We start from the raw sequence: 783 nt of genomic DNA, 5'->3' as shown, positions 1-783 counted from the left end.
GATTTGAATATTTAGATTATGATGAAGCTTTTGCCTTGGCTGTGAAATGTATCTGGGCCCTTTGGGCAATTAATACCCCAGAATCTCATAAAAAACTGGAACTACTTTCTAGAGTAGATAACGAAATAATAAGAGAATGTGCGCAAGAGCGTCTTGCGGATAAAAAATCTTAAATATTTAAGGTGGGCCAAGTAGCACTCTTTGCCCACGTTTATACAAATAATGTAGAGGGGTTAAATTATTGTAGTTATTCAAAGAAGTGATTCATTAGAAAATAGAAATAAAATATATGCACAATTTAACCATAATACAGTCAGGGTATATCAAGCATTTAACCATCAAATCGCTGATGAAGCTATAAGGTTAGGGACATTTGGATCCTGTTTCAAAATGGACAGGATGACTTGGATCAAACCCTCATTCCTATGGATGATGTACAGGTCTGGATGGGCAACAAAAGAGAGCCAAGAACGAATATTGGCAATTAATATAAAAAAAACGGGATTTAATGAGATACTTAAGAATGCTGTGTTATCTTCTTTCGATAAGGAGGTATATGGTAATTTTGATAACTGGCGGTTTCAACTTGAAAATTCGGAAATTAGATGTCAATGGGATCCTGATAGAGATATATATGGGAATGCATTACAAAGAAGAGCGATTCAACTGGGTTTGAAAGGGAGTATGGTTAGAAGGTATGTAAATAATTGGATCGTGAAAATTGCTGATATTACTGATTCTGTAATTTTTATGAGAAATGCTATTGAATCAAAATCCTTTCAT

1 protein-coding gene is annotated in these 783 nt (G+C 34.2%); it reads left to right on the top strand.

Annotation, left to right across the window (positions count from 1 at the left end; genetic code table 11):
• Positions 1–237: 237 nt before the first annotated feature.
• Positions 238–783, top strand: a 546-nt coding sequence (locus BANVL01_RS26440; protein WP_066148218.1) for a DUF4291 domain-containing protein, incomplete at its 3' end; no start/stop codon positions are given.

The organism is Neobacillus novalis NBRC 102450, from assembly GCF_001591805.1.
GTDB classification, from domain to species: Bacteria; Bacillota; Bacilli; order Bacillales; family Cytobacillaceae; genus Neobacillus; species Neobacillus novalis.
Note: the sequence above shows the minus strand (reverse complement) of the source record. Positions and strands in the feature narration are given on the sequence as shown.